Annotated in this window: 18 protein-coding genes; 9 read left to right on the forward strand and 9 right to left on the reverse strand. The window is 70.5% G+C overall.

The window, feature by feature from the left end:
- Positions 1 to 71: 71 nt before the first annotated feature.
- The 6 genes from ACILSK_RS04825 to ACILSK_RS04850 form a co-directional block, all read right to left on the reverse strand.
- On the reverse strand, positions 72 to 815 hold the full coding sequence (locus tag ACILSK_RS04825) for a phosphoglyceromutase (RefSeq protein ID WP_395725993.1): 744 nt from the start codon (positions 813 to 815) through the stop codon (positions 72 to 74).
- A 63-nt stretch (positions 816 to 878) separates the two neighbouring features.
- Entirely contained in the window at positions 879 to 2,009 is a 1,131-nt protein-coding gene (locus tag ACILSK_RS04830; RefSeq protein WP_395725994.1) for a DUF4349 domain-containing protein, read from the reverse strand.
- Between the two features lie 285 nt (positions 2,010 to 2,294).
- On the reverse strand, positions 2,295 to 5,459 hold the full coding sequence (locus ACILSK_RS04835; protein WP_395725995.1) for a C40 family peptidase: 3,165 nt from the start codon (positions 5,457 to 5,459) through the stop codon (positions 2,295 to 2,297).
- Positions 5,460 to 5,729: 270 nt separating this feature from the next.
- Positions 5,730 to 6,248 carry a YbjN domain-containing protein gene (locus ACILSK_RS04840; protein ID WP_395725996.1) on the reverse strand — a complete coding sequence of 173 codons (519 nt, stop codon included), beginning with the start codon at positions 6,246 to 6,248 and terminating at the stop codon, positions 5,730 to 5,732.
- A gap of 59 nt (positions 6,249 to 6,307) precedes the next feature.
- Complete coding sequence (mshA, locus tag ACILSK_RS04845) at positions 6,308 to 7,666, reverse strand: D-inositol-3-phosphate glycosyltransferase (RefSeq protein WP_395725997.1); 1,359 nt, start codon at positions 7,664 to 7,666, stop codon at positions 6,308 to 6,310.
- 355 nt (positions 7,667 to 8,021) lie between these two features.
- On the reverse strand, positions 8,022 to 9,296 hold the full coding sequence (locus ACILSK_RS04850; RefSeq protein ID WP_395725998.1) for an Ig-like domain-containing protein: 1,275 nt from the start codon (positions 9,294 to 9,296) through the stop codon (positions 8,022 to 8,024).
- A gap of 113 nt (positions 9,297 to 9,409) precedes the next feature.
- On the opposite strand from ACILSK_RS04850, the gene ACILSK_RS04855 reads away from it, so the two are divergent.
- The 3 genes from ACILSK_RS04855 (at position 9,410) to ACILSK_RS04865 (ending at position 13,529) form a co-directional block, all read left to right on the forward strand.
- Positions 9,410 to 10,537 carry a UDP-N-acetylmuramate dehydrogenase gene (locus tag ACILSK_RS04855; protein WP_395725999.1) on the forward strand — a complete coding sequence of 376 codons (1,128 nt, stop codon included), beginning with the start codon at positions 9,410 to 9,412 and terminating at the stop codon, positions 10,535 to 10,537.
- A gap of 85 nt (positions 10,538 to 10,622) precedes the next feature.
- A complete protein-coding gene (locus tag ACILSK_RS04860) occupies positions 10,623 to 12,065 on the forward strand; it encodes a gamma-aminobutyraldehyde dehydrogenase (protein ID WP_395726000.1) in 1,443 nt (480 codons plus the stop codon).
- A 435-nt stretch (positions 12,066 to 12,500) separates the two neighbouring features.
- Positions 12,501 to 13,529 (forward strand): hypothetical protein, encoded by a 1,029-nt coding sequence (locus tag ACILSK_RS04865; RefSeq protein ID WP_395726001.1) that lies wholly within the window; start codon positions 12,501 to 12,503, stop codon positions 13,527 to 13,529.
- A gap of 369 nt (positions 13,530 to 13,898) precedes the next feature.
- Here ACILSK_RS04865 and ACILSK_RS04870 read toward each other — a convergent pair whose 3' ends face one another.
- Positions 13,899 to 15,101, reverse strand: a complete 1,203-nt coding sequence (locus ACILSK_RS04870) for a cytochrome P450 (protein WP_395726002.1) — start codon at positions 15,099 to 15,101, stop codon at positions 13,899 to 13,901.
- A gap of 53 nt (positions 15,102 to 15,154) precedes the next feature.
- Here ACILSK_RS04870 and ACILSK_RS04875 point away from each other — a divergent pair, with 53 nt between their 5' ends.
- Positions 15,155 to 15,517: a DUF6924 domain-containing protein gene (locus ACILSK_RS04875; RefSeq protein WP_395726003.1), complete on the forward strand. Its 363-nt coding sequence runs from the start codon at positions 15,155 to 15,157 to the stop codon at positions 15,515 to 15,517.
- A 105-nt stretch (positions 15,518 to 15,622) separates the two neighbouring features.
- Complete coding sequence (locus ACILSK_RS04880) at positions 15,623 to 15,997, forward strand: rhodanese-like domain-containing protein (protein WP_395726004.1); 375 nt, start codon at positions 15,623 to 15,625, stop codon at positions 15,995 to 15,997.
- A gap of 6 nt (positions 15,998 to 16,003) precedes the next feature.
- Here ACILSK_RS04880 and ACILSK_RS04885 read toward each other — a convergent pair whose 3' ends face one another.
- Entirely contained in the window at positions 16,004 to 17,182 is a 1,179-nt protein-coding gene (locus ACILSK_RS04885) for a winged helix DNA-binding domain-containing protein (RefSeq protein WP_395726005.1), read from the reverse strand.
- Positions 17,183 to 17,747: 565 nt separating this feature from the next.
- On the opposite strand from ACILSK_RS04885, the gene ACILSK_RS04890 reads away from it, so the two are divergent.
- The gene (locus tag ACILSK_RS04890; protein ID WP_395726006.1) at positions 17,748 to 18,866 is read left to right on the forward strand and encodes a globin domain-containing protein; all 1,119 of its coding nucleotides are present in this window, start codon (positions 17,748 to 17,750) and stop codon (positions 18,864 to 18,866) included.
- Positions 18,867 to 18,906: 40 nt separating this feature from the next.
- Complete coding sequence (locus ACILSK_RS04895) at positions 18,907 to 19,782, forward strand: DivIVA domain-containing protein (RefSeq protein ID WP_395726007.1); 876 nt, start codon at positions 18,907 to 18,909, stop codon at positions 19,780 to 19,782.
- 182 nt (positions 19,783 to 19,964) lie between these two features.
- Here the strand turns inward: ACILSK_RS04895 and ilvD are convergent, their stop codons facing one another.
- On the reverse strand, positions 19,965 to 21,671 hold the full coding sequence (gene ilvD, locus ACILSK_RS04900; RefSeq protein ID WP_395726008.1) for a dihydroxy-acid dehydratase: 1,707 nt from the start codon (positions 21,669 to 21,671) through the stop codon (positions 19,965 to 19,967).
- A gap of 166 nt (positions 21,672 to 21,837) precedes the next feature.
- On the opposite strand from ilvD, the gene ACILSK_RS04905 reads away from it, so the two are divergent.
- Both ACILSK_RS04905 and ACILSK_RS04910 read left to right on the forward strand, forming a co-directional pair.
- The gene (locus tag ACILSK_RS04905; protein ID WP_395726009.1) at positions 21,838 to 23,157 is read left to right on the forward strand and encodes a patatin-like phospholipase family protein; all 1,320 of its coding nucleotides are present in this window, start codon (positions 21,838 to 21,840) and stop codon (positions 23,155 to 23,157) included.
- A 56-nt stretch (positions 23,158 to 23,213) separates the two neighbouring features.
- Positions 23,214 to 24,413, forward strand: a complete 1,200-nt coding sequence (locus ACILSK_RS04910; RefSeq protein ID WP_395726010.1) for a serine hydrolase domain-containing protein — start codon at positions 23,214 to 23,216, stop codon at positions 24,411 to 24,413.
- Position 24,414 lies beyond the last annotated feature (1 nt).

Below are 24,414 nucleotides of genomic sequence, written 5' to 3' on the forward strand. Positions count from 1 at the left end.
CCGCCGGGCCACCATCCGGCGGCCGGCGGCCCAGGGATTCACCCGGAGTTCACCGGGCGTCCATGACCGATTCAGCGCCCCTGATTCGCCACCGCGGTGATCGCCGCGGCCGCAGCGTCCGGGTCGAGGTATTCGCCACCCGGCTTGATCGGCTTGAAGTTGTCGTCGAGCTCGTACTTGAGCGGGATACCGGTCGGCAGGTTGACCTTGGCGATGCCCTCGTCGCTGATCTCGTCCAGCATCTTGACCACGGCGCGCAGCGAATTGCCGTGCGCGGCAACCAGCACGGTCTTGCCGTCCTTCAGGTCGTCGAAGATGGGCCCGTACAGGTAGGACTCCATCCGGGCGACGACGTCGGCCAGGCACTCGGTCTTCGGGGCGTCGTCGCCGAGGTCGGCGTACCGCGGATCGTCGGCCTGGGAGTACTTGTTGGTGTCGCTGATCGGCGGCGGCGGGGTGTCGTAGGAACGACGCCACAGCATGAACTGCTCCTCGCCGTACTGCTGCAGGGTCTCCTTCTTGTCCTTGCCCTGCAGGTCGCCGTAGTGCCGCTCGTTGAGCCGCCACGAGCGGCGCACCGGGATCCAGTGCCGATCGGCCGCGTCCAGCGCGAGGTTGGCCGTCATGATCGCCCGCCGCAGCAGTGAGGTGTGCAGGACGTCGGGCAGCACCCCGGCCGCCGTCAACAGCTCACCGCCGCGCGACGCCTCGGCCCGACCCTTGTCGGAGAGCGGGACGTCCACCCAGCCGGTGAACTGGTTCAACGCGTTCCAGGTGCTCTCGCCGTGGCGCAACAGAATCAAGGTGTAGGTCATGCCGGTATTGTTCCGCAGCCCGGGCGAACGTACCCGTCGAGGGCCGGGCTGTGGACGGTCCACTCAGCTCACGCCGGCGGGTTCGCGGGATTCCTCGTCGGCCCGGGCCTGGTTCGGCTCCGGGTCGACCGGAGCCGGCGGGACGGATCCGGTGCGGCCGGACCCCGGCCGGCGCAGGCGGCGAGCCGCCCACCAGCCGATGCCGACCACGATGGCGATCAGCGGCAGCCACGGCAGCAGCCCGCCGATCAGGGCACCGAGCCAGGTCAGGAACTGGAGCAGATTGTCCCAGCCGGCCTTGATGCCGGCCACGAAGCCGGTGTCGGGGGCGGGTTCGGTCTCCCCGGCCGCCGGCAGGGTCACCGCCATCAGGCCGACGGTCATCGTCGACATCGCGACCTGCCCCTGCAGGTAGGCCTGCTGCTGCTGCAATGCCTCGAGATCGGCTTCCCGCGAGGCGAGTTCGGACTCGATGGAGATGACGTCGGCGATGCTGGTGGCCTGGTCGAGCAGCGCGCGCACCCGGGCGACGCTCGCGGTCATGCTGGCGACCCGGCTGTTCACGTCGACGATCTGGGCGGTGACGTCCTGCGAGCTCTCGGTCCGGCCGGTCACCTGACCCAGGCCCGCGATCTTGTCGAGCACGGCGTCGTACTGGTTGGCCGGGACGCGAAGCGTGACCGACATCTGCGACCCGCCGCCGTCCGCACCGGCGACGAAGCCGCCCACGGTGGCCGCGGTCCCGCGAAGGGAGCCGGCGGCGGCGGCGACGGCGTCGGCGCGCGTCCTGGCGTTGGCGTCACGGTCGGCGGAAGCGTCGTCGGTCGGCGTCACCGGCTGCACCTCGAGCCGCACGGTCAGGTCTGCGGTCCTGATCACCTGAGTGCCGTCCACCGGGACGGTGCCGAGGATCTGCCCGCCCGCGGTTGACCCACCTGCCGACCCACCCGCCGACCCGGCGCTATCGGGCGCGGGCGGCGCAGCGGCCTCACCGGCGGCGGCATCCGCCCCGGCGTTCGCCCGCTCCGGCGCGGCCTGGGTGGCCATCGCCGCGGCCGACCCGGAGTAGGCGGCGGCGTTGCCGCTGTCCGAGGCGGACTGCGATGTGCAGGCCACCAGGCTCGCGGCCAGCACGGCGAGCAGGGCCGGGGCGAGCACCCTGGTCGCCGCCCGCTTCGTGGGAATACGCCTCATGACCGTCCTCCGTGGGCTCGCGTTCCGGGTCCGACCGCGGCACCGTCGGCGGTCGGTGCTTACTGGACGGAGAACGCCGGCCGAGACGCTGCACGCCCAAGGTCACGGTTGGGCAACGGTGACCTTGGCCGACCGGGATCCCGTGGCCCGACCGACTCGCCTCACCCACCGGTTCCGACGCACCGGGAACCTGCGGATGTGGCGAGTCCGGGGGTGGGCGGGGCCGCATGCCGGAGCGCGGGATTCAGTGGGGTGGCCCCGGTGCCGGGGCGGCCCGGCCAAGGCTCAACGCCCGGCCGGCTCCCCCGGGTCCGGGGCGGCCGTGCCGCGGTCGACGCCACTTCGCCGGGACCGCGGACCGGTGCTCCACAGATCGGCGCTCCGCGACGGACCACCCGGCGCCCGCGGCCCCGGCGCCGAGCGGGCCTCGGTGGTGGTGGTCGTCTCGGTGATCGCCGCCACCGAGCCATCCGGGGATGCGGTGTCCGTCGTCGTCTGTGTCGTCTCTGTCGTCTCCGTGGCATCGTCGGCTCCGGTGTTCTCCGCAGAGCCGGCTTCGGCCGACACCGTCGCCTCGGCCGACACCGTCGCCTCGGCCGACACCGTCGCCTCGGCCGACACCGTCGTCTCGGCCGACACCGTCGTCTCGGCCGACACCGTCGCCTCGGCCGACACCGTCGTCTCGGCCACGACCGCCTCGGTCGCCGGTGACGTACCGGTCGCCGGCGGCGTCGGCGTGGGCGTGGCGGTCGGGCTCGCCGGCGTGGCCGAGCCACCGGCGCTCGATGAGATCGTCGAGGAACTCATCGTCGGCGCGCCGGACGCGGTGGTCTTCGTTGTCGTGGCGGTGTCGGAGGTCGCACCCGACGACGTGGTTGACGAACTCGCGGACGACGGCGTCGGGGAGCCCGGCGGCGGGGAACCCGCCGTCGTTGAGCTCGTCGTCGTAGCCCCGCCGGCACCGTTCGTTCCGCTCGCCGTCGACACGGCGGGCCCGCCGGTGACCGGTGCTGTAGTGACCGGCGCGGTAGCGACCGGCGCGGTGCTGCTCTGCGCGGTGCTGCTCGGCGCGGTGCTGCTCGGCGCAGTGGTGACCGGTTGGGCGGGCGCCGGCCCGGGTGTTGTCGTGGCCGGCGGCGGCTGCTCGATCGTCGTGGTGGGCGGTGCGTCGGGGGCCGGATCGGGCACTGGCAGCGTGACCACCGGCGCGGGCGCCGGGAACGGCACCGGCCGGATGCGCGGAATGTTCGGGGTATAGGTCGTTGCCCCGCGCGACTGGGAGACGACGGTGCCGAACGACCCGGGCGAGCCCGACGAGTAGCCCGGTGCCCCGTAGCTGTTGATCCGCACCAGCGACCCGAAATCGGCGACGCCGGACGTGCGGACCGGGCTGCCGGTCCAGTACCGGTGCACCCGGTCGTCCATATCGGTCCGGGTCAGCGGCACGATGTGCACCGGGGTGCCGACCCAGGATGCCTCGAGTATGTACGGCCGCCCGCCGATGGTGCCCAGGTAGACCGCGACGTGGCCGGGGAAGCCGACGATGTCGCCGGGCAGCGCGTCCGACCAGCTGACCGACACGCCGGCGCCGCGTTGCGATCCCGAGTCCCCGGGAGTCTGATAGCCGGCCATGCCGAGCACGTACGCGGTCAGACCCGAGCAGTCGAAGCCGATATCGGGGCCGCAGCTGTTGTAGTCGCCGCCGCCCCGGGCGCAGCCGTTGTTCGGGCCCGCCCCGGAACCGCCGCCACCCCAGACGTAGGGCAGACCGAGCGCACTGAATCCGGCGGCCAGCCCGGCGGCGACCTGCGGGGTCGGCGCGGTGATCGTCTGCCCGGCCAGCGCCGCCGAGACATACGGGCTGTTGGGCACCTTCACCGCGGTACCGGTGGCCCGCACGGCGGCGTTGACCGTCGTGGTGGACGCGCCGCCACCGGTGGAGCCGAAGTACTTGCGGAACAGGAAGAAGAAGTTTCGGTTTCCGTACGCCGAGCAGGCGTCGCCGGTGCCCGGGTACGCGGCGAGCGACGCGGGGTTCGGCTGGTACGGGGTGTAGTTGTACAGCGAGGCGGTCGCCTGGTTCTTGATCGTCACCGGGGCGCCGCCGCAACCGGACTCGACGACGTTCCAAAGGATGTTGACCGTCTGGCCGGCCTGGTAGTTGTACTTGCCCGGGTCGACCCGGTAGCGGGCCCACTGCTTGGCCATGCCGTAGCCCTGGTTGAAGAAACCGGCATAGGCCGGGTCGCAGTTGGCGCTGCCGCCGGGGCCGGTGTCCGGGCAATGCCAACCCCAGGCCGCGTTGTAGGTGCCCGCCGTGGTGTCGGTCCGGCTGAGCAGGCCGGACTCTTTCTGCAGCGTCACCAGCATGACCTGCGGGTTGACGCCGCAGGCGGTGGAGAACTTGGCGATGACGGTGGCCGCGTCCTCGTTCGTGCCGCCGGTGTAGGCCTGGCAGTACCGATCCGCGGGTTGGCTGGTGGTGGTGATCCGAAGGTTCTTCAGGCACGCGGCGGCGGTGCACCCTTCACCTTCGGACAGCAGGAAGGTGCGGATCTGGTCGACCGTCATCGCCGACGAGTTGTAGAACACGGCGTCCGAGACGATGTTGCCCGGATCGAACGCCGATCCGGTGGACACCTGCTCGGCGGGCGCCGGCGTGCAGACCACCTCGTCCTGCGCGATGGTCACCGTGTCCGACAGCCGGTCGGCCAGGGCGGTGGCCATGGCGGTGTACTCGGCGAACCGCCATCCGGTACGGGTCTTCTGGACGACCTCGCCGATCTCATCGTCGGATCGGGGGTCGGTGTCGTACCCGGGCACCTGCTTGATCAGCTGGTCGTAAAACATCCAGGCCGCCCCGGCCGGCTCGGTGCGCCGGTATTGGGTGTAGGTGACGGGGTTCTGCTGGAACAGGCCGAGCCACTCGTCATTCACTGCCTCAGGGCGCAGACTCGATTGTTGGGTGGCCACGGCAACGGCGATCTCGACCCCGCGCTTGGTGATGCCCATCTGCTTGCCCACGGCGATCACGGTGGCCGCCATCTTGACCTGCTCGGCGTCCAGGGCAACCCCGGCGAAGACCCCGCCGCCGGCCACGTCGTCCGGCAGGCCCTGCAGGTTGCCCAACGGTGCGGGGGTCCCCGATCCGGATTCCGGGGTCGACTCCTGGCCCGGAGCGCAGACGGGCGGCGCCGTCACCGCCGCCCCCACGTCGGGCGTGGCCGGGATGGCGGCGAGGGCCTCGGCGGCCGGCACGGCCAACGTCAGGACGATGGCGCTGACGGCGGCCCCGGCCAGCAGCCGGACCGACAGGGCGGTGCGGTTCACCGGCTCGACGGCCGGGGCCGGCTCCGCATAGCCGGCTCGTTCCTGCGGGGCCAACCACCCATCGGGACGGGTCGTCCGCCGGGTGCGCCAGGACAGGGCGATGGCACGCGACAGCACCATCGGTGCTCGACGCTGTCGCCCGGCCACGGGCATTCCCCCAGGTGTTGTGTCACGCGCCTGGACGATCCTGAAGTCCGGTGTGACCTTACTCGACGTTGCTGTGCCCAGCGATCTCCAGTGTAGTTACTGTACGTGCAGCACTACATACTTCGTTCGGGTGTTCGATCGCGGTTGTTCGACCCCGATCAGGTGATATCCGGGACGATTCCGGCACTCCCTGTGCCCTCTATTCCGATGACCGTTCACCCTCCGTCAGCGGCCAAGGGTCAATCACGCCGGGTCGATCAGATGCCGGAACTGGGTCAGGTTGGCCACCGATTGCCCGGTCGAGGTCCGCCAGGCCCATTCCCGCCGGATCGCCGAGGCGAACCCCCGCTCGAGGATCGGGTTGAAGTCCGCATCGGACGTGGCCAGCACCACGCCGAGCACGGTGTTCAGCTCGTCCGCGGTCAGCGACGCCCGGCCCAGCCGGCCTACCAGATGAATATCCCCGTCCCCATCGACCGCATAGGCGACCGACCGCAACTGCGCATTGCGCTGCAGCAGGAATCGGTACACCTGCTCGGTGTTCTCATCGGGTTTGCGGCAGACGAAGGACTCGACAACGACGTGGTGCGCGCCCACCAGCAGCCAGACCAGCGTCCGGTGCCGGCGTTCGCCCGGCAAGGTGACCAGCATCGCGTCGTCCTCGGGCCGGAGGAAATCCACGCCGAGTTCGGTCAGCGCGGCCGCGATCTCATCCGGAGTCAGCGTCCATCTCCCATCAGCGTCGGCACTCGTCGGCGTCATTCCTGCCGCCTCCGTTTCCCTCGTCGGTTCCCCGTTGCGCCCGCATCGGAGCCGACCGGTCAGCGGCCGGCGACCCGCATGAGCCGTTCGGCGTCGAATCGTTCCACGATCCGTGCCGGCAGCGCCCTGGACCGCGCCGCCCGGTAGGCCGCCAGCAGCCCGTCCACCGTCGCCTCCCAGGAGAACCGGAGTGCTTGCTGGCGCGCGCCGGTCGACAGCCGGTCACGGGCGCTCGGATCGAGCGCGATCCGCGCCAGGGCGTCCGCCCAGAGGTCCGCATCGTGGCCGTCGACGAGCAACCCGCTCACGCCGTCGTCCACGGCCACGGTCAGCCCGCCGACCGCGGCCGCGACCACCGGCGTCCCCGACGCCTGCGCCTCGATCGCGACCAGCCCGAATGACTCGTTATAGCTCGGCACGGCGACCACGTCGCCGGCGCGGTACAGGATCGCCAACTCCGCCGCCGAAACCGGTGGCCGGAAATCGATGGTGTCCCGGGTGCCCAGCAGGTCCACCAGCTCGTGCAGCCGGTGCCCCGGTCGCCGTCCGGTGCCGGACGCGCCGCCGACGATGATCAGCCGCCAGCGATGCTCCGGAAAGCGGTCGGCGAGCCGGTGCACCGCACGCACGGCGACGTCCGGTCCCTTGAGGGGCTGGATCCGTCCGGCGAACACGATGACCTTCTCGTCGGGATCCAGGCCGACGGCCCGCCGAGCCGCGGCCCGGTCGCCGGGGCTGAACAGGACGGTGTCCACCCCGGGGGGAACCACGTCGATCCGGCCCGGCTGTGCGTCGTACAGGTCGATGAGGTCCCGCCGCTCGGCCGCGGTGTTGGCGATGAGCCGGTCGGCCTCGGCGACCACCTGGTCCTCGCCGATCACCCGCCCGCGTGGCTCGGGGTCGTCACCCTCGGCCATGGCGGCGTTCTTCACCTTGGCCAGGGTGTGCGCGGAATGCACCAGCGGCACTCCCCATCGGTCCTTGGCCAGGTAGCCCACCTGACCCGACAACCAGTAGTGCGAGTGCACCAGGTCATAGTGGCCCACCGCCTGACGCGCCTCCGCCCGCATCACGCCCGCGGCGAACGAGCACAGCTGGCCGGGCAGGTCCTCCTTGTCCAGGCCCTCGAACGGGCCCGCCACGATGTGCCGGACCAGCACGCCCGGCGCCATCTCGACGATCGGCGGCTGGTCGGACGACGTCGCCCGGGTGAAGATCTCCACCTCGACCCCCCGCGCCGCCAGTCGGCGGGCGGTCTGGTCGATGTAGACGTTCATGCCGCCCGCGTCGCCGCTACCCGGCTGGGCGAGCGGAGAGGTGTGCAACGAGATCGCCGCGAGCCGCCTGATCGCCGGTCCGGCCCCATTCGCCGGGTCCTGGGGACCATCGGGATCGGAGTGTGCGGAGTGTCTGCCCATGTCGCCGCCACGGTACGCCCGGCTCAGTGCCGCCTTCGCGTCGGCCGAGCTGGCCAGGCCGCCACGTTGCCAGCAGGACGGGCGCAGGCAATCTGGCGACGCAGGAGTTGCCCTGTGTCAAGCCGCCATCGATTGTTGATCTTGGTTGAGGATGCGTTGCAGGCCGCCGTGTGCGGCGGGTTGGAGGCGGTGCCGTCCTGCCAGCATCTCCGATGATGGTGGCCCAGGCTCGGGCGAGGATGCGGACGGCGCGCGGGTGGTCGCATTCTCTGGTTCTGGCCCACTGTCCGTGAAGCCGAAGCGGCCGAGTTGAGGGCGCGACGGCCGGCCGCCTGGGCGTTGCTGTCAGCGCGTTCTACAGCGCGGACAACTTCTGCCAGTCGGCGAAGGAGTAGATCCAGTCGTAGATGGAGTCCTTCTCGCTCATCTGCGCCCCGGTGTTCGACACGATCACCGGATCGCCGTAGAGGGCCGAGTTGTAATACTCCTCGGCGTCGCCCACGCCCATGTTGATACAGCCGTGGGAGACGTTCTCCTTGCCGAGGTAGGGCGTCGTGAGCGCATTCTCATGAATGAACTCGCCGTTGTTGTTGATCCGGACGGCCCACTTCTCCTCGACGTTGCAGTAGTCGAAGTCCGGGTTGCACATCGAGAAGGTCGGGAACTTCTCGGTCACCACGTGGATGCCGCTCACCGTGGCCCGGCCGGGCACGGACTCCTTGCCGTACGAGACGGGGTAGTTCTTCACCACCTGGTCGTCGACGAGCACCACCATGTGGAAGGTGTTCACGTCGGCCTGGACGATCTGCTTGCGGCCGATCGTGAAGTCGCTGGAGATGTCCTCGCGCCCCCATTTGCCGCCGCCGTAGTCCACGCCCGCCAGGTTCGCCTCGACATGCACGTTCGTGTTCGCCGGCCAGAAGTCGGCGGGCCGGAAATGCACGATCGACTGCTTGACTCCGGTGCCCTGGATGTCCTCGTCCTGCAGCCAGCCCCAGGAGCCCTTGATATCGCCCTTGTCGGTGGTCAGCTTGAACGTCTGCTGCGCGGCGGCCTTGTCGCCGATGGCCTCGGCGAAGGTAATGATGATCGGCGCGGCCACCCCGACCGTGGTGCCGTTGGGAATCTGGAACGACGCCCGCACCGTCGACTCCGGTTTGACCGTCTGCAGCGTCCCGGTGAACGGGGTGTCGTTGCCGTCCGCGTCGGTGGCCGTGCCGTTGAACGTGTAGGTGGTGTTGTAGGCCAGGTGCTGGCCCACCGTCCAGGTGGCCTTGTCGTCCGAGATGGTGCCGGTGACGTTCGAGCCGTCGTCGCCGGTGACGGTCAGGTCCTTGATCTTGGCCGAGAACACGGTGACGGTGATCGGGTCGTTGGGCGCGACGTCGGTGGAGCCGAACTTCGGTTTCGAGCTGACCCGCACCTTGGTGTTCAGTGCGGTGGTGTCGCTGCTCGGCGCGGCGGACTGATCCAGCCCGGACACGGTGACCGGGGCACCGGCGGTGGATGTCACGGTGACCACCTCGTCACCGCTCTGGGACCCGCAGGCGCCGAGGGCGAGCAGGGCGGTCAGCGCGAGCGCGATCCAGCCGACAGACCTGGCCTTTCGCCATCCGGGCGTTCGACGCACCGCAAGCTCCTTCCCGTCACCCATCCGTACCGTTCTCACCGTAGGCCGCGTTCGTGTGGTTCCGGTGACGCGGCGGAGTCGGTGCGTTCCCGGGCACTGCCTACCCTGTCCGAGTGGCTACACCCGTCCGTCTCGCCGACCTGACGACTCTCCGGCTGGGCGGGCCCGCCCCCGGACTCACGGAGGCGCACACCGCGGACGACGTTCGCCGGATCGTCGGCGACGCCGATCGGACCGGCTCCGGCGTGCTGGTGCTGGGCGGCGGGTCGAACCTGGTGGTCGCCGACGCCGGCATCGACGTTCCGGTCGTGCGGATCGCGATCCGTGGGATCCGCGTCGTCCCCGCGGGCGAGTCCGCCCTGGTGACCGTCGGCGCGGGCGAGAACTGGGACGAGGTCGTCGCGACGTTGACCGCGGAGGGGTTCGGCGAGCTGGCGCCGCTGTCCGGCATCCCCGGCTCGGCCGGCGCGACCCCGGTGCAGAACGTCGGCGCCTACGGCACCGAGATCGCCGAGGTGCTGGAGTCGGTGACGCTGTTCGACCGGCCCTCGGGCCGCACCTTCCCGGTGCCCGCGTCCGACCTACGACTGCGCTATCGCAGCTCGACATTGCGGGGCACGAACGCGGGGGTGATCACCGACGTCACGGTCCGGCTCACGCGGGGGCCGGTCGTCGTCAAATACTCCGAACTGGCCCGCACCCTCGGCGTGACGCCCGGCGCGACCGCCCCGGCCGCCGCCGTGCGCGAGGCGGTACTCGGCCTGCGCCGGGCCAAGGGCATGGTCCTCGACCCGGACGACCCCGACACCCGCAGCGTCGGCTCCTTCTTCACCAATCCGATTCTGACCGCCGCGCAGCTGGCCGACGTGGATCGGGCGATCCGCGAGCGGCTCGGCCCGGACGTCAGCTACCCCCGGTACCCCGTGCCGGACGAGCCGGCGAGTGCCGGCCTGGCCGTTCAAGGAGCCCCGGCGAAGCCGGGCCAAGCCACTGCGGCGAGCAGTGCGAAGCTCTCCGCGGCCTGGCTGATCGAACGCGCCGGATTCGGCAAGGGCTTCGCCGGTCCGGGTGGGCGGGTGGCGATCTCGAGCAAGCACACGCTGGCACTGGTCAACCGCGGCGGCGGCACCACTGCCGAATTGCTGGCCCTGGCGGTGCAGATCCGGGACGGGGTCCACGACGCCTTCGGAGTGGGCCTGGAGCCCGAGCCGATGCTCATCGGGGTGAACTGGCCCGGCTGACCGGTGCCGTTTCGCGACCCCAGCGAACGACGCGGACGGGGGATAAGGTCGGGCTCTCACCGTGGAGGCGACGAAAGGGCAGGCAGTGAGCGAGAAGATCGCGCTGGCAAACGTCATCAATGGCGAAATTGTTCCGGCCGTCGACGGGGCGACGCTGGACATCATCGATCCCACGACCGGTGCGGTGTATGCAACCTCGCCGCTGTCCGGCGCGCAGGACGTCGACCGGGCGTACGCCGCCGCCACCGAGGCATACAAGTCCTGGCGGTGGGCCACCCCCAGCGAACGGCAGCAGGCGCTGCTCAAGTTCGCCGACCACATCGAGGCCAACGCCGATGAGCTCGTGGCCGTCGAGGTGCAGGACACCGGCAAGCCGACCGCGCTGACCCTGTCCGAGGAGATCGGCCCAATGGTCGACCAACTCCGGTTCTTCGCCGGCGCCGCCCGCGTCCTGGAGGGCAAGTCCGCCGGCGAGTACATGCGCGGCGCCACCTCCTCGATCCGCCGGGAGCCGGTCGGCGTCGTCGGGCAGGTCGCCCCGTGGAACTACCCGATGATGATGGCGGTCTGGAAGATCGCCCCCGCGCTGGCCGCGGGCTGCACGGTGGTGCTGAAGCCGTCGGACACCACCCCGGCCAGCTCCGTCTGGATGGGCAAGGCGCTGCAGGAGTTCTACCCGCCGGGCGTGGTCAACGTGGTCTGCGGGGACCGCGACACCGGCGCGGCGCTGACCTCGCACAAGGCGCCGGCACTGGTCTCGATCACCGGATCGACCGGCGCAGGCATCGCGGTGGCCACCGCGGCGGCCAAGAACGTCACCCGGGCGCATCTGGAACTGGGCGGCAAGGCGCCGGTCGTGGTCTTCGACGACGCCTCCATCGAGGACGCGATCGAGGGCATCTCCACCGCCGGCTACTTCAACGGCGGGCAGGACTGCACGGCGGCGACCCGAGCGATCGTGCAGGCCGGCGTGTACGACGACTTCGTCGCCGCGCTGACCGCCAAGGCCAGGGAGATCAAGACCGGCAACCCGGACGACGAGGACGTGCTGTTCGGCTCGATCAACAACGCCAACCAGCTGGCGCACATCGCCGGGCTGGTCGAGCGGGCCGGCAACAGCGCCGAGATCACCGCCGGCGGCGCGCCGTTGGACCGGCCGGGCTATTACTTCCCGGCGACGGTGGTGGCCGGGGTGCACCAGCAGGACGAGATCGTGCAGAACGAGGTGTTCGGGCCGGTCATCACCGTGCAGAAATTCGACACCGAGGACGAGGCGTTGGCCTGCGCCAACGACAGTGTTTACGGTCTGGCCTCCTCGGTCTGGACCAAGAACGTCGACATCGCGGCCCGGATGTCGGCCCGGCTCGACTTCGGCTGCGTGTGGATCAACACGCACATCCCGCTCATCGCCGAGATGCCGCACGGCGGGTTCAAGATGTCCGGCTACGGCAAGGACCTGTCGATGTACGGGTTCGAGGACTACACCCGGATCAAGCACGTCATGCACTACCACGGCTTCACCGGCTGACCCGGGCGCGCCGTTTTCGCGGGCGGCCCGGGCTGGGCGGGCTGGGCTCAGCGGGCCGGGCTCGTCGGGCTGATCAACTCGGCACGCGACGCCCGAAATGCCGGATCTCCTGCCGAGTTGACCAGCGTTGATCACCAGGCCTCGCACCCGCCACCCTTGACCCGAGTCTCCAACACCGCGGGCTGATCAACTCGGCACCCAGAGCGCACCACGCGCGCCCTCCCGCCGAGATGATCAGCGTCGCCCCCGCACCCGCAGCAAATCACCACCCCCACCCCGAGCCACCCCATCGCAGGCTGATCAACTCGGCACCCAGAGCGCACCACGCGCGCCCTCCCGCCGAGATGATCAGCGTCGCCCCTGGGTGAGCGGCGAGTTGTCCACATTCGGCGGATCGGCGGCTCGGCGGCGCCGGGAGTGCGCGACGCTCAGCGGATGCCTGCCGCGTCCAGCCTGCCCGATGATGTCCGGGCCGCTCTTGTCGATGGCGGCGGGCTGATCCGGGCCGCGGACTTCGACACCGCGACGCGCTCGCGGAGTCGACTGCACCGGCTCGAGCGGGCCGGTGCCCTGGTCAGCGTGGCCAAGGGGGTGTACGTCGACCCCGCGGCACTCGCCGCCAGCGATGCCTGGGCCGCCTATCGGCTGCGGGTCCGTGGGTTCCTGACGGTCGCCGCCCCGGACAGCTACGCATCCGACTGGTCGTCCATCGTCCTGCACGACCTGCCGACCATCGGCCGGCCACCCGCCGTGCCGAACGTCATCCGCCCGGGATCCCGGGTCAGCGGATCGAACACCACGCGCCACGGCCGAACCCGGTTTGCCGCCGTACCGGATCGGTGGCTCGGCGACACCGACGGCTGGGCGGTCGTCGATCCGGCCTTTGCCGTCGCCGACATCGCGCGTCATAGCGACCGTCTGACCGGACTCGTGCTTGCCGACGCGGTGGCGTTCCGGAAGCGAAACCGCGAGGAGCTGGCCGCCGCGGCCGCAGATGTGGAGCGATGGCGCAACGGTGGCCGCGCGGCATGGCCGGTCCGGCGATGTGACACCGACGTCGAGTCCCCGCTGGAGTCGGCGGGGCGCCTGGCGTTCATCCAAGGCGGGCTGCCGGAGAGCCTGAGCAACGTGTGGGTCGGCGACTACGTACCGGAGGCTCGGCTCGATCACTACTGGCCGGATTTCCGCGTCGCCGCCGAAGGGGACGGGCTCGGGAAGTACCTCAAGGATCCTGCCGCCGCGATCAGGAAGGAGAAGGAGCGTGAGTGGGTCCTGCAGGAAATGGGGATCCGGTTGGTTCGCTACACCTGGGCGACGGCAACCCTCTCGCCCGACCTCCTGGCCGGTCGCGTCCGGGAACTGCTGAACTCGGCTTCCGTGTCCGGCCGCCAGCTCCGGACATGGCCCCGTGACGAGGGTCTGGCCATCCTGGGCCTCTCGTCCGGCCGGCCGCCCTTGCGCTGATTCGCGCACAACCCATCCGCAGCTGTTCAGCTCGCCATACCTGCACTGATCGGTCGAAACTACCGGCGACCCATATGCCCGAAATGCACGTTGCCTGCCGGCCCCTCCTGGGTGCCGGGCTGATCAAATCGGCACAATTCACCCGAAATGTCGGAGTCAATGCCGAGTTGATCAGCCTGACGCAGTTTTCGCCGACCCGCATACGGTTTCAACCTGAGCGGACGGGCCCTGCGAGCCGGCCCACCCTTCAAACTCTGCGCCCAGAGAGCACCGCGCCCGACGTCGCGCCGCGTTGAACAGCCCGGCCCACCCCGGCCGCCGCGTTGAACAGCCCGGCCCCCGCGTTGGTCAGCCCGGCCCGCGCCGTCGTTACCCGGTGGTGACGGGCAGGCGCTGGTAGCCGCGCAGGGTCAGGCTCACCCGGCGCATGCCCGGACCGGCCAGGGCAAGCCGCGGGTAGCGGCGGAACAGCGCGGGGAAGGCGACCTGGCCCTCCAGCCGGGCCAGCGGCGCGCCCAGGCAGTAGTGGATCCCGGCACCGAAGGCCAGCGATCCACCCTCGGCTCGGGCGAGATCGAGCCGGTCGGGGTCGGTGAACCGGGCCGAATCGCGGTTGGCAGCGCCCAGGCAGACCGTCAGCTTCTCCCCCGGCGCCACCTCGGTGTCGCCGATCACCAGCGGTCGCAAGGCCTTCCGGCGGGCGATCTGCACCGGGGAGTCGAACCGGAGCAGTTCGTCCACCGCCGGTTCGGCCAGCTCGTCGGGGGCCGATCGCCAGCGCTGCAGCTGGTCGGGATGGCCGAGCAGGGCGACCAACCCGTTGCCGAGCAGATGGGTGGCGGTCTCGAAGCCGGCCGCGAACAGCAGCGCGGCCATCGTCACCACCTCGTCCGGATCCAGGCCACCGGGGTCGGCGACCAGCGCGCTCATCAGATCGTCCCGTGGCCGGACCCGCCGCTCGTCAGCGAGATCGCCGAGGTACGAACGTATCTCGACGGCCGCCTGGTCGGCTCGGGCCAGCACCCGCGGGGTGGTCACGTCCAGGACGTGGGTCCAGTCCCGGGCCAGCCGCTGGAACGGCGGCTGGTCCGCGCGCGGCACGCCCAGCAGCTCGCCGATCACCGCAATCGGCAGGGGGAACGCGAACGCGGAGATGAAATCCGACGCTTCAGAGAGTTTCTCCAGCAGTTCGTGGACGACCGCGGTGACTGCGGGACGGAGGGCGGCGGTCCGCCGAGGGGTGAACGCGCCACTGACGATCCGGCGCAACCGGGTATGCGCCGGCGGATCCAGACCGAGCAGACTGGTGCCGAACAACAGCAGCGAGGGATGGTCTCGCCAGTCCGGCACCCGCGCGCCACCCACATCATCGGAGTGACCGACATCCGGACTGCGCAGCACCGCCGAGCAGTCGGCGAAGCGGGTGATCATCAGCGACCCGTCGCCCAGGCGCGGCAATCCCGGCAGGGCCAGTAATTCGCGATAGACCGGGTAGGGGTCGTCCCGGCCGGACCGGGACACGAACGCGGCCAGCAGCGGCTCCGCGGCAACACTGTCCGTCAACACGTGCATGTCCTTCCCGGTCGTCCCGTCGATCCTGCACCCATCGGGACTCCCGACGCGCAGTGAATCCGCCCGTTGCGAAGACGCGTTCGTGCGGCTCACCCCGACCTACTCCGAAACGGCCATGCTCATCCGAACCGACTGCACCGACGGCCACGTCCGGCAGGAAGTGTGCGACGCCGCTCAGGCCCCGTCGCCCGACGGCTTCCAGGCCGGTTTTGGAGTGCGTCGACGACCGTCGCTTCGAGCGCTTCACGGTCGAGCAGGCGGTCGCGGCCGGGCCCGACGGCGAGGAGCCATACTTCGCATTCCTGGCCGACGCGGTGACGATCACCGACCCCGAGCATCCGATCATGGTCGTGGATCTGCACTGGGAGCCCGGCCGCCATTTCCGGGTGACGCCGGCCGAGCGGTATAGCGTTTAGAACAACGTGACGATCTCCACCATGGATCGGGAGGACTTCGCCGACGGCGTGTTCCGCGGATTCTGAGCGGGTCGCGCCGGCCCGACTCCACGTCACAATGTTCCGGTGAGTGCCATCGACGACATGCTGACCCGGGCCCGCGCCCGCCTGGATCGAGTGCCGCCCGAATTGCTGGCCGCGGAGGCGGCGGCCGGCGCGCTGATCATCGACACCCGGCCGGTCGAGCAGCGGGAGCGCGACGGAGCGCTGCCGGGCGCCATGGTCGTCGACCGCAACGTCCTGGAGTGGCGGTTGGACCCGACGTCGGCCCACCGGTTGCCGCTCGTCACTGGGGTCGATCAGCGCATCATCGTGGTCTGCAACGAGGGGTACAGCTCCAGTCTGGCCGCCGCCACCCTGCAGGACCTGGGCCTGCGCCGCGTGACGGATCTGACCGGCGGCTACCAGGCCTGGCTGCGACACCAGGCCGGGCACCGCTGAGACGCCTCAACGGCCGGCGAGTTCCCGGTCGAGCGGTACCCGGAACTTTGGGACGAACCGGGCCGGACCGATCCACTCCTGCAGTCGGGCGGCCTCCGCGTCGACGGCCTTCGCGGCGGCGGCGCCGATGTCGGTCAGCAGTCGGGTCACCACCTCGCCGGATGGGCGTTGCGCCCACCCACCGACCACCCGACCGTCAGACCACACCGTCGGTCCGATGTTTCCGGTGCGGTCGAACAGGAGCGGCTTGAACGCCGGCGGGAAGTACCAGTCCCGGTTGATCCAGCCCATCGGCGTCGGGTCGAGGGCGGGCAGCAACGCCACCCACGGTCCGGCGGGCGGTTCCGGCTCCAGGTCGTCGGCCAGGGCAACCCCCGGCCCCTCCTCCAGCGACACCTCCAGCACGCCGGCTTCGGCCAGCGCAGCCTTCGTGTCGCGGCCGTTCCAGCCGGCCCACCAGGCGACGTCGGCCGCGGTCGCCGGCCCGAACCGGGCGAGCCACTCCCGCGCCAGCGAGGCTCGGGCGGCCACCGGGTCGAGGTCCGGGATGCCGGCCGGGAACCACTTCTCGATCGGCGCCCACTCGTAAAGAGCGCCGGTCCACGACCCCGTCGTGCGGCCGCGGGCGATCAGGCCGTCGGCGGCCATCAGGTTCAGCACTCGGGTGGTGATGGTCGCCGGCCCGCCGTACGCCTTGCCCTCGGCGTAGGTGAGCTTGGTGCGCAGCCGGGGTTCGGCAGCGGACAGCGCCGTCGCCTTTGCCTGGCCCGCGGCCCGGAGCACGTCGTGCACGGACCGTTCGACGTCGGCGAGCCAGGCGTCCGGCGCATCCGTCACCGCCGCCAGGTCCTTCACCAGCGCGGTCCGCAGCCGGGCGGCCACCGCGTCGGTCGCCGCCCGCTGCACGATCGGCACGATCGGTGTCGGGACGACGAACATCGTCCGGCGCATGCCCAGCATCCTGACCAGGGACAAGTCGTTGTCGAGGGCGCGCGAGATGCCGTCCGGGGTCAGATCGGCCGACCGGGCCGCGACCGAGAGATACACCGTGGCCGGGTCGGTGGCGTGCAGGGCGAGCACATCGCCGGCCACCTCGTCGGCCGAACGCCGGGCCGAGCGGTCCAACAGACCGTGCCGAATGCCCAGCCGGAGCCGCCGTTGGTCGTCGGTGATGCGGTAGGCCATCAACCCACTGTCGCACCCGGTCCGGCGAACGCCGCGGCGCCTCCGGAAGGGGTCGCTCGGGGTGTGGACAACCGCGCGGCCGAAGTCGGTGACTTCCGTTCCATACGTCACAAACGGGGTCAGTTCAGCCGCGCGGGACTAGTTGATCCGCGCGGGCGGGGTGGGTGGCGGGCGGGGTACGGGGTGCGCGGCGGGCGGGGTGCGTGGTGGCCAAGAGCCCGGGGGCGGCGGGGAGGTTGACGGTTCGACTGCCGGACACCGTCCGTGGCGGCGATCGTGTGCTCGACCCGGTCGAAGCGGACAAACGGCGGCGTCGAGATCCACGGCGTGTGACATCGCGGTGAAATGAACTGGCTGGTCTGCCTATTTCTCACACTATCGGCGTAAGCGCTCTTTGCATCCGGCCCTGCCTTGCGGCTACGCTGCGCGTGTTTGGCCCGTGGTTGTCGTCTGTGGTCTTCTGGCCGGCGAGGAGCGCCCGTGAGGAATTCGCCGCGCCGGACCGGGACGACCGCCGCTCGATGCGCCTCCAGCCGTTCGATCGCAAGCGCGTGAGGAAACCGTAGTGGCGGATATCGACACAGCCGCGCTCAAGGCGAACTTCGCCGAGGTCGCCGGCCATGGCCCCGACGTGGTCGCCCAGTACTTCTACAGCTACCTGTTCCTGCGGTACCCCGAGACCCGGGACATGTTCCCGCCGTCCATGGCCAAGCAGCGCGACCGGCTGGTCGGCGCGCTGGTCAGGATCGTCACCAACGTCGACAACGTCGGGGAACTGGTTCCCTACCTGCAGGATCTGGGTCGGGACCATCGCAAGTTCGGCACCCTGGCCGGTCACTACCCGGCCGTCGGCGAGGCGTTGATCACCACGCTGCGGCACTTCAGCGGCGACGCCTGGACCGAGGCGTTGCACGCCGACTGGGCCGCCGCCTACGGCATCGTCGCCGACACCATGTCCACTGCGGCCCAGCAGGTCGACGAGTCCGAACCGGCCTGGTGGGAGGCCGACATCACCGAGGTCGACCTGCGGACCTTCGACATCGCGGTGCTCAAGGTCCGCACCGAGACCCCGCACCCGTATGTGGCCGGCCAGTCCGTCTCGGTCGAGCCGAGCACGTTGCGACCGCGGGAATGGCGCCTCTACACCCCGGCGAACGCGCCCGGTGGCCTGGAGATCGAGCTGCACGTCCGGCTGATCGACGGCGGGCCGGTCTCCACCGCCCTGGTCCGCAGCGCCGCGCCCGGTGACAAGCTCCGGCTCGGCCCGCCGATCGGCCAGATGGTCCTGGACCCGGCCTCGACCCGGCCGCTGCTGCTGGTCGGCGGGAGCACCGGCCTGGCCCCGCTGAAGTCGATCGTCGACCAGCTGGCCCGGGACGGCGGCCGTCCGACCCACCTGTACTTCGGTGCGCGGTCGGTACGGGAGATCTACGACCGCAAGGACCTGGACCTGCTCGCCGAGCGGTACCCGTGGTTGACCGTGGTGATCGTGATTTCGGACGACATTCGGTGGAAGGGCCCGCGCGGGCTGGTCGGTAATGTGGTCGCCAACGCCGGCGGCTGGTCGTCGCACGACGTGCTCGTCTGCGGCTCGCCCGCGATGGTGAAATTCACCGTCGCGAAACTCATCGCCTCCGGAGTGCCGGAGAATCAGATCAAGTTCGAGGATTTCGGCGACGCGTGACAGTGATCGGTCAGCCCGGTCGATCAAGAAGGAGACTCCCATGACGGACTCGACCTCCGGCCTCCGCAACCTCGACGAGGTCACCGGAGCGGACCTTCAGACGGTCACGTTCGCCACCTCGAAGGGCTTCGGCCGTGGCTACGACCAGCATGAGGTCGACTCGTTCGTCGTGCGCTGCGCCCAGTTGGTGGACCGGCTCCGGGCCCGGATGGACGAGGTCGCCGCCGGTTACCAGGCGCAGGTGACCGAGCTCCAGGAGCGCATCGACCGGGACAGCCGCAGCAACGAGGTCGCGCAGGCGATGAGCGTGCTGATCACCGCCCAGCAGACCGCGGACAAGACGGTCGCCCAGGCCGACCAGTACAGCGCCAAGGTGATGGCCGAGGCCCGCGAACTGTACGAGGACACCCGCAAGAACGCGGCCACCCTCGAGCAGGAGACCGAGGACAAGGCCCGCCATGTGTACGAGGAGGCGTTGAGCCGGTCGGAGGCGATCCAGCGGGAGGCCTCCGATCGGGTCGAACGGATGAACCTCAACTCGGAGTCGGTCCAGGCCGAACTCGACCAGCAGACCGCGTACCTGCGGACGCTGCGGGATACCAGCCGGATCCAGATCCAGACCTTCCTCGAGGGCCTGCTCGATCACGTGGCCGAGGAATACGGGCGGGCGCACCCGATCGCGGCCGAGGCAGCGACGGCGGCGACGACCAACGCCCGCAAGGCCAAGCGGGCCGGCCGGGGCGGGAAGCCGGCGGGTAAGGGCGCGCCGGCCAAGTCGACGCTCAAGGTGGCCGGGTTGACCCCGGTGCGCCGCGGGGGCTCGAACGGCGCGCTGCCGCCCCAGGCCGGGCCGCTCCAGGAGCCGGTCTACGCCGAGCAGTACTACGAGCAGATCGACGTCTACGGCGACCGGTAGCCGCCGACCCGCCCGGTCGGCGGAGTCTCTCCGGCGAACGGGAACGGGTACCTCCCGGTCGCGGCCAGGTCACCGGCTGCGGAACATTCGCCGGTCTGGCAGCGGCAGAGTTACCGCGGGCCGGGGCAGCCCGCCGCCGGCCGAACGGTCAGGTCCGGCCGGCGACCGGCGGTCGGTCGTGATCAGAAGCAAACCGCGCCCTGGGCCGCGGAGCCGACCAGCTTGGCGTACTTCCCGGCGACGCCGAAGTTCAGGTTCTGCTCGCGCGGCTCCCATTCGGCGCGGCGACGCTCCAGCTCGGCGTCGTCGACCAGCAGGTCCAGGGTCTTGGCGGCCAGGTCCAGCCGGATCTGATCGCCCTCGCGGACCAGCGCGATCGGACCGCCGTGCGCCGCCTCGGGGGCGATGTGCCCGATGCACGGTCCGGTGGTGCCGCCGGAGAAGCGGCCGTCGGTCAGCAGCAGCACATCCTTGCCCAGCCCGGCGCCCTTGATCGCGCCGGTGACGGCGAGCATCTCCCGCATCCCGGGCCCGCCCTTCGGGCCCTCCCAGCGGATGACGATCACATCGCCCTTGCCCAGCGTCCCGTCGGTGACGGCCTCCAGCACGCCGGCCTCGCCGTCGAACACCCGGGCCGGGCCGGTGAACTCCTCGTACTCGATCCCGGCGCTCTTGATGACCGCGCCTTCCGGGGCCAGCGACCCGCGCAGGATCGTGATGCCGCCGGTGGCATGGATCGGGTTGGTCAGCTGGTGCAACACGTCGCCGTCCAGCTCCGGCGGGTTCAGCTCGGCCAGGTTCTCGGCCATGGTCTTGCCGGTGACGGTCAGCGTGTCGCCGTGCAGCAGGCCGGCGTCCAGCAGCGCCTTCATCACCACCGGCACCCCGCCGATGCGGTCGATGTCGGTCATCACATACTTGCCGAACGGCTTGACGTCGGCCAGGTGCGGGGTCCGCGCACCGATCCGGTTGAAATCGTCCAGGGCCAGGTCAACCTTCGCCTCGTGGGCGATCGCCAGCAGGTGCAGCACCGCGTTGGTCGAGCCGCCCAGCGCCATCAGCACCGTGATGGCGTTCTCGAAGGCCTTCTTGGTCAGGATGTCCCGGGAGGTGATGCCGGCATCGACCAGGGCGACGACGGCCTCACCACTGCGGATCGCATACGTGTCCCGGCGGGCGTCCGGGGCGGGCGGCGCCGCACTGCCGGGCAGCGACATGCCCAGCGCCTCGGCCACGCTGGCCATCGTGTTCGCCGTGTACATGCCGCCGCAGGCGCCCTCGCCGGGGCAGATGGCCTTCTCGATCTCGGTGAGCCGGTCCCGGCTGATCCGGCCGGCCAGGCAGGCGCCCACGCCCTCGAAGGCGTCGATGATCGTCACCGTCTCCCCGTCCAGCTTGCCGGGGAGGGTCGATCCCGCGTAGAGGAACACCGAGGCGATGTCCAGCCGGGCGGCGGCCATCAACATCCCGGGTTCGGACTTGTCGCAGCCGGCCAGCAGCACGCCGCCGTCCAACTGTTCGGCGCGGAACACCGTCTCCACCGAATCCGCGATGACCTCCCGGCTGACCAGCGAGTAGTGCATGCCGCCGTGACCCATCGAGATGCCGTCGGAGACGGAGATGGTGCCGAACTCCAGCGGGTACCCGTCGGCCTCGTGCACGCCCTGCTTGGCCGCCTTGGCCAGCCGGTCGAGCGACAGGTTGCACGGGGTGATCTCGTTCCACGAGCTGGCCACGCCGATCTGCGGCTTGCGCCAGTCGTCGTCACCCATGCCGACCGCGCGCAGCATGCCGCGGGCGGGGGCCCGCTCGATGCCGTCGGTGACGATGTGGCTGTGCGGCTTGCGGTGCTGCTTGGGCTGATCGGATGCGGCGGCGGCGTCACTCATGAAATGGACCCTACGTCCGCTCCGTTCTCCAGGGAGAACTCGCTCACACCCGGCCTCCCGGACGTGTCGCCGGGCGTCCACCGGACCCTAGGCTTTCCCTGTTCGGCGGGTGCCGATCGGCATCCGCCGGCCGACCCGTCGGCAATGCCCACTCAGGAGGACCAGCGTGGCGCCCGACGACGCTCCCCGCATCGCCATCGCCTGCCAGGGCGGCGGCAGCCACACCGCCTTCACCGCGGGCGTCCTGGCCCGGTGGCTGACCCCCGAGGTGCTGGACCACTACAACGTGGTCGGCCTGTCCGGCACGTCCGGCGGGGCGATCTGTGCCCTGCTGGGCTGGTCCGCGCTGATCGAGGACAAGCCCGAGCTGGCCAAGGAACGGCTGGACGCGTTCTGGGCGGCCAATTCGGCCGGCTCACCGCCGGAAAAGATCATCAACGAGATGCTGTTGGCCGCCTTCCGGGCGTCCCACTACATCTCCGCGCCTGCCATCAGCCCGTACAGCACGCCCACCTCGAACTGGTCGCTCGAGCACCTGCGGTCCATGCTCGAGCAGACGCTCGACTTTCCCGCGGTGACCGCCCGGGCGGCCGAGGTCGGGGCCGACGCCCCGCTGCTGCTGCTCGGCGCGGTCGACGTGCTGTCCGGCTCGTTCAAGGCGTTCAACAGCCACGATGGGGAGATCTCGCCCGACGCGGTGCTCGCCTCCGCCGCGATTCCCAACCTGTTCCGGTCGGTGCCGGTCGACGGGCATCTCTACTGGGACGGGCTGTTCTCGCAGAACCCGCCCGTCGGCGACCTGCTGTACGCGCACCCGGACGAGATCTGGGTGATCCAGATCAACCCGACCGAGCGGGTCACCGAACCGACCAGCGTGATGGAGATCGAGGACCGCCGCAACGAGCTCGGCGGCAACCTGTCGCTGTACCAGGAACTCAACTTCATCGAGCAGATCGACAAGCTGATCGAGCGCGGGGCCCTGCGGACCGACACGTACCGTCCGGTGACCATCCGGATCCTGGAGATGAACCGGCCGCCGTCGTCGGAGCGGCTGGGGTACGCGTCCAAGCTCAATCGCGACCCCTCGTTCCTCCGGTCGCTGATCGAGCAGGGCGATGACCAGGCCGGCGAGTTCCTGGCCGCGTTGCGGTTCGAGCAGGCCTGGGACGCCGGTGACGTCGACGCCGTGCTCGGGTTCTTCGCGGATGATGCCGTCATGCGCGCAGCCGAACCGTTCCGCGCGCTGGCGACCACCCGGGATCGGGCGATCCAACGCGAGTTCCTGACCAGGAGCGTGGGCGCCGGGGTGAGCATCGACCACAACCGCAAGCAGATCGTGAAGCGCACGCACGCCAAGTGGCGGGTGCGCGCGATGATCGCCGACCGCCGGGTGGAGGGCATGGCCGTCGCCGACTTCAGCGGTGGCCAGGTGATCCGGTTCGCACTGGGTACCGTCGACATGTTCCCGCTCGATCCCGAGGAGTGAGCCGCTCCGGCCTCGCTCTCCCCATCCCGCACGCCTCGCTTGGAGTCTTGTCCGTCATGACCATGATCGGTTTCCCGCCGCATCCGGCCGACCGATGGTCGCTCGCCACCTGGCAGAACGCCCCCGCCAACCGTTGGTCCTTCCAGCACATCCGGGAGGTGGTGCCGACCGCCCGGGTCTCCCGCGGCACCGGCGCCGCCGCGCCCCTGCCGCAGGCGACCGGTCTCGACGACGAGCAGACCGTCTGGCGGCTCGAGGGACGCTGGTCCACGGTGGCCCAGGTGATCGAGGACACCTACACCGACGGGTTCCTGGTGCTGCACCGCGGGCAGGTCGTGACCGAGCGGTATCCCGGTGGCATGCCGGCGGACCGTCCGCACATCCTGATGTCGGTCTCCAAGTCGGTGGTCGGCTGCCTGGTCGGCATTCTCGCCGACGAGGGCGCGATCGACGTCCGCGCGGCGGTCGAGGTCTACGTGCCGGAACTCGCCGTGTCCGGTTACGCCGGCGCGACGGTGCAGGACGTCCTGGACATGCGTTCGGGGATCAGCTTCTCCGAGACCTACCTCGACCCGGCGGCCGAGGTGCGGCTGCTCGAGCAGGTGGTCGGTTGGGCGCCCCGCACCGTCCCCGAACTGCCGACATCCATGTACGAGTACCTGTCCACCCTGTCGGCCGGCCGACCGCACGGCGCCGAATTCGAGTACCGCTCCTGCGAGACGGACATCCTCGGCTGGATCTGCGAACGGGCCACCGGCACCCGGCTGCCCGACCTGCTGTCGGCCAAGATCTGGTCGAAGCTGGGCTGCGAGCAGGACATGGACGCCGCGGTCGACCCCGCCGGCGCCGTCTTCGCCGACGGCGGCCTGTCGGCCACCCTGCGTGATCTGGGCCGGTTCGGGCAGATGCTGCTCGACGGTGGGGTGGCCCAGGGCCGGCCGGTGGTTCCGGCCTCCTGGATTGCCGACAGCCTGGCCGGCGCCGCCGACACCCGTGACGTGTTCGCCGCCTCCGGCAACGGGACGTGGCTGCCCGGTGGCGGCTATCGCAACCAGTTCTGGCTGCCCGGCGGCCGGGAAGTGTTGCTGTGTCTGGGCATCCACGGCCAGATGGTGTGGGTCGAGCCGGCTCGGGAGCTCGTCGTCGTCAAGCTGTCGTCCTGGCCGCTGCCGCAGGAGCCCGCGTTCCTGCTGGACACCATGGCCGCGATCGACATGATCGGCTTTCAGCTCACCCTGGCCGCCGGGTTGGTCTGAC

Source organism: Nakamurella sp. (assembly GCF_044224575.1).
GTDB lineage: Bacteria > Actinomycetota > Actinomycetes > Mycobacteriales > Nakamurellaceae > Nakamurella.